The sequence below is a fragment of the Aquimarina algiphila genome, from assembly GCF_007489275.1.
In the GTDB taxonomy this organism is placed as follows: Bacteria; Bacteroidota; Bacteroidia; order Flavobacteriales; family Flavobacteriaceae; genus Aquimarina; species Aquimarina algiphila.
Genome location: NZ_VLNR01000134.1, coordinates 1 through 4,926, shown reverse-complemented (window position 1 = coordinate 4,926; position 4,926 = coordinate 1). Strand labels below are relative to the sequence as shown.

Annotated in this window: 4 protein-coding genes; all 4 read left to right on the top strand. The window is 36.1% G+C overall.

Annotated features, from left to right (window positions below):
• The coding region (locus FOF46_RS31975) for a hypothetical protein (RefSeq protein WP_167572018.1) at positions 1-498 on the top strand (498 nt) is incomplete at its 5' end.
• Positions 491-1,000, top strand: coding sequence for a hypothetical protein (locus tag FOF46_RS30330; protein WP_143919164.1), 510 nt, complete (start codon positions 491-493; stop codon positions 998-1,000). The genes FOF46_RS31975 and FOF46_RS30330, both read left to right, overlap by 8 nt.
• A gap of 51 nt (positions 1,001-1,051) precedes the next feature.
• Positions 1,052-1,543, top strand: a complete 492-nt coding sequence (locus FOF46_RS30325; RefSeq protein ID WP_143919163.1) for a hypothetical protein — start codon at positions 1,052-1,054, stop codon at positions 1,541-1,543.
• Positions 1,536-4,808 carry a phage tail tape measure protein gene (locus FOF46_RS30320; protein ID WP_143919162.1) on the top strand — a complete coding sequence of 1,091 codons (3,273 nt, stop codon included), beginning with the start codon at positions 1,536-1,538 and terminating at the stop codon, positions 4,806-4,808. Before FOF46_RS30325 ends, FOF46_RS30320 begins: the two co-directional genes overlap by 8 nt.
• Positions 4,809-4,926: the final 118 nt, after the last annotated feature.

Below are 4,926 nucleotides of genomic sequence, written 5' to 3'. Positions count from 1 at the left end.
GAATTTCCAAAATATTTAAAATTAGGATTTATAAAACTGTACGGTCCAGATTCCAGAATGAATAATCTTACGATTGATCAATTTTCTATGGCAGATATGTTTTACTATAGTTGGTGTAAGACAAGGAATAGTAAAGAACTCAATAGGTTGGTTTCCATTTTGTATTTGCCAAAAGGCAAAGTTTTTTCCCGTAAAGAATTAGATCATTCTATATATGTTAGGTTAATGCCTAGAGATAAAAAACTATCAGTAGTATTGGCATATATAGGGAGTAGACAGTTGCTAATCCAAAGGTTTACCCATGTGTTTAAAAACTCATCAGGCTCAGGGAAGAATACTTATAACTCCTTTGATAAAATTGTGTTTAATATGGCCAGAAGTGAAAATCAACCTTTTGGACCACTACCTAATACCAAGGAAGCCAATCTATATGATTTTATGAATATCCTTGACGATGAGTTAGCGGATCAAAAAGAATTTACACGAAAAAATGGATGAACGTTTAGATTATAATAAGGTTAAAACATATTTGGAGTCTCTTGCTTCTTATTGTACGGAGATCGATAATTTTGTTGGATATAATGAGCAGGAACTACATGATAAATTAAACACAAAACGTGGGATACAGGGAAAGTTACTTACGATTTTTAAATATGAAGGAGTGCTAAATGGTAATGATCAACGTACACTTGCAGGAAGGGTTATCCATTTTGGAATAGTACAATCAATATCTAAAGCGGATGACTATGCTTTAGAATCTTCGACCATTGCGGATTGTGAACGAGTTGGTTTCAAAGTGCTTAGCCGTATTTATTATGACAGTAAAAAACCAGATTCCCAATGGTTGTATAAAAATTTTGATCAAAATAATGTTGAATTCAATGAAATTCGATTAAAATCCAGTCTTGGATTAGTGGGTATGGAATTTTCTCTGACCTTAAAAACCAAACAACCATTGACTATAGATGTTAATGATTGGAGTGATATAGATTCCCTTTAATCCGTTGTCCTTTTTTTGATTCTCCTCTAATGGCATCTTGCATAAAAAAAGATGCCTTTATCTGCACAACAGAAAATCATCCGTCAGAAAGAAGCTAAAATAGGAGCACATGCTGCCCGTTTGGCTACTCGTTATTTGCATAAAAATATCAATCGGGCTTTTGATGTAAAAAACCGAGGTGGTGTTTTTCAAGGTAAAAAGATAAAGCCTATGCTTCGTGCCAGTAAGGTACGTCCCAAACTAGGAGAGTATGTATTGTTAGGTCTTGATACTACCTCCAATAAGTATGCTTTTATGCATCATTATGGTTTTGAAGGAAAACGGGATGGGAGTTTTGTTCGCTTTTCCCATAACAGGTTTAGTAAAGAATTTACAAATCGGGAATCCCATATTCTTAATGTTCGTGATCGTTCCATTTTCAAGGATGTTTATAAATCCAGTGGTGCGATAACGTATTTGGCTAAACACTTGGCTGAGACCAGAACCGAATCTTTTCAGGCAAAATTTAATAACCTCATTGTAACGCTTACTCAGGATGAATAATAATGCTCCAGAATTAAAATTTAAAATAAAGGTAAACGGTAAGGAAGTTGAAAATACATTTCTCACGTTTAAACGTGAATACTTTAAGGCAAAAAGGCAACTGGATAAAAGCCCTATTGGTTCTGATAATTGGAAGGAAGCGGGGAAAAACCTCGCTCAGTATAATAAGCTGATGGATGATGCTGAAAAACAGCAAAAAGAATTTATTGATCAAATGAAATCAGATGAAGAAGTGGTTAATGATTTCACGGATAGTGTAGGTTCATTATTTACAGGATTTAAAAGAGGGAATTATAAGGAAATAAAAGCAGGTTTTAACGGAATTGCAGGAAGTATTAAGAGTGTAGGAAAGGCTGCGTTATCCTTACTCGCAAACCCTGTGGTTCTTGCTGCTACCGTTTTGGCAGGGGTTGGTTTAGCAGTTAAAGAATGGTCAAAGTATAATAAAGAGGTTTGGAAATCAGCCAAGCTTACAGAGCAGGTGACAGGATTGGTTGGTGAGCAAGCGCATGAAGTTCGATTACATGCACAAACCATTTCAGAAGTTTTTGATCAGGATTATAAGAAGACTCTGGAAACCGCTAATGTTCTGGTTAAAAAATTTAAGATCAGTTGGAGTGAAGCACTAAATACCATAGAAGAAGGATTGATAGAAGGAGGGGTGGTAAATGAAGAGTATTTAGAGAGTCTAAATGAGTTTGCTCCATTTCTTGCCGATGCAGGGTATAGTGTAAATGACTTTAAGAATATTATTGCTACAGGTTATGATTTGGGTGTGTTTAAAGATAAGCTTCCTGATGCGTTAAAAGAATTCCATTTGGCAATGACTGAGCAGACAGATACGACTAGAGATGCTTTGGATAATGCATTTGGGATCTCTTTCACCGATAAACTGTTTAAAGGCATAAAACAGGGAACGGTTACTACCAAAAAAGCATTACAGGAAATCATTAAGGAAAGTAAAAAGTATGGTTTAAGTGTACAGCAACAACAGCAGTTAACAGCAGATTTGTTTAAAGGAGCTGGGGAAGATGCAGGAGGAGCTTTAAAGATTTTTGAAGCAATTAATAAAGCATTGGCAGATCAAACCATTGTACTCACACCTCTTCAACAAATGCTGAAAGAAACCGCAGACGCTCATCATGAGCTTGCTATAGCAAAAGATGAGGCTTTACGATCTGATGATTATGTTGCTTTTGCAGGGGAAATGGATTTGGTATGGACGAAGATTCAAACCGTTTTTTATAGTGCATTGGGTGGTATACGAGGAGCTTTTACAGATTCAAATAAATTTCTGGCAAAGCAAATAGTCCTATTCCTCGCTACAACAAAGGCAATGCCCAACATTGTTAGAAGTAATTTTAGATTAGTGATCGGTAGTATCAAAGAATTGATTGGGGAGGCTTTTTCTTTTGGGGATATATTTCAAAAATTGATTAGCCTTGATTTTGATGGTGCCAAAAAAGCAGCCGATAACTATAAGAAAAATGTAAGTAAATCTTTTGATGATGTGAAAACTTCTGCTTCTGGTATTGTGGATGAAATTAAAAGAATACGAGAAGAGGCCTCAAAAAAAGTAGACCTTGAGTTTGAATCCCGAAAACAAGGATTTGTTGATAAAGCAAAACTAGAAGAACAACAAAAGGCAGAGGAAGAGTTACAAAACGGAAGGTCACATATCACCCGTAAGCAATTAGAAGAATTACGGAAACGATTACAAAAAGAAAAAGAATTCAGGGATCTAGTGATTCTAAATAGTAAAGGATTATTAGAGCAAGAAGAGGCTGCGTTTCAGGAGCGTTTGAAAAAGGCAGGGTTATTTGGTAAGAACAAAAACCAAATGACTGCTCAGGAGCTTAAAGCTCTTGAGATATTAGAATTACAGCACCAAACCAATATCGCTAAGATAGAGAATGAGGCTATTGCTGATCATATTGAAAAATTAAAAAAGCAATATGAACGCGATACACTTCTTAGAGAGACCGACCATAATAATCAGATAGCAGCATTAGAAAATATAGAAGAGGCTAAAGCATTACTTAAAGGTACATTGTCGGATAAGGAGCTCTCTGAAATTAAAACTTTAAATGATGCAAAAAATGCATTGCATAGGAATTTTGAACTATCAGAACTTGATCACAAAGCTGCGTTTTATAAAAAGCAGATAGACCTAATGACCTCCCTGTTATCCGGAGAAGAGACAGGAATAAACCTTGGCGATAAATTACTTACTGATGAGCAAAAAGAACTTCTGAACCAACGATTAGACGAGGTAAAACTTAAGCTTTCAGAAATAGGTGTAATAAAAAATGAGGAAGAAGAGGATCCTGAGGTGGAAGGGTTAAAAGGAGAAGTAGATATTTTCGGTTTCACTATTGATGATTGGGAAAACACGTTTGAGAATTTAGATACTGCCAAAGATAAAATTAAGGCAGTCGAAATGGTCGTTGGTGCCTTGCAGAATGTTTGGGGGATGTATAGTGATTTCTTAGCAGCTAATGAAGCCAAACAATTAAAGAGTTTTGAGAAGAACAATGATAAAAAGAAAAAGGCTTTAAAGAGGCAATTGGATTCTGGGGTTATTGATCAGGAAACCTATAATAAAGAAGTTGAAAAACTTGATCAGGAATTAGCGAAAAAGAAAGCTGAAGTTGAATACAAACAAGCCAAAAGGGAACAAATCTCTACTCTTTTTGGAATCGCCGCAAATACGGCTTTAGGGATTGCAAAAGCTTACGCATCATCTCCTCATACTTTAGGTATGCCCTGGACTGCATTAATAGGTGCTATGGGTGTAGTACAGGCAGGATTGGTGTTAGCTAAGCCATTACCAGATAAAAACAATTATGCAGAGGGAGGATATACACAAGGTATTGGGTATTTGGATGAGACTGGACATGAGGTGGCAGGAACTGTACATGCAAATGAATATGTGATACCTGAGTTTGTGATGAATAGTACAGATCCTGCAATTCCTCAAATTATGGAGTATCTGGAGACCAAAAGGAAAATGAAGCTTGGCAAATTTGCTGAAGGAGGATTTACTACTACGCCACCACCAGAATTTAAAGAAGAACGTCAGGATACTACAGATATCGAAGAGAAGGATCCTTATGAAGCAATGACACTATTTTCTTCTGCTGTCAATAGGTTATTAGATGAGGGGGTGACCGCTGTCTCTCTTATTGGCGATGATGAAATACAACGTTTTGATGAACGATTGCAAAAAATAAAAGAGTCCAGAAATAATGCGAAAAGACAATAAATAATGGCAGATATCAATTTTAATTATAAGGAAGGTGAAGCGTTTCCTCCTGCACAAATAGTATCAATTTCTCCGGGGTTTACGGATACTCAAATAATAGTTACCAAACCGAACTGGA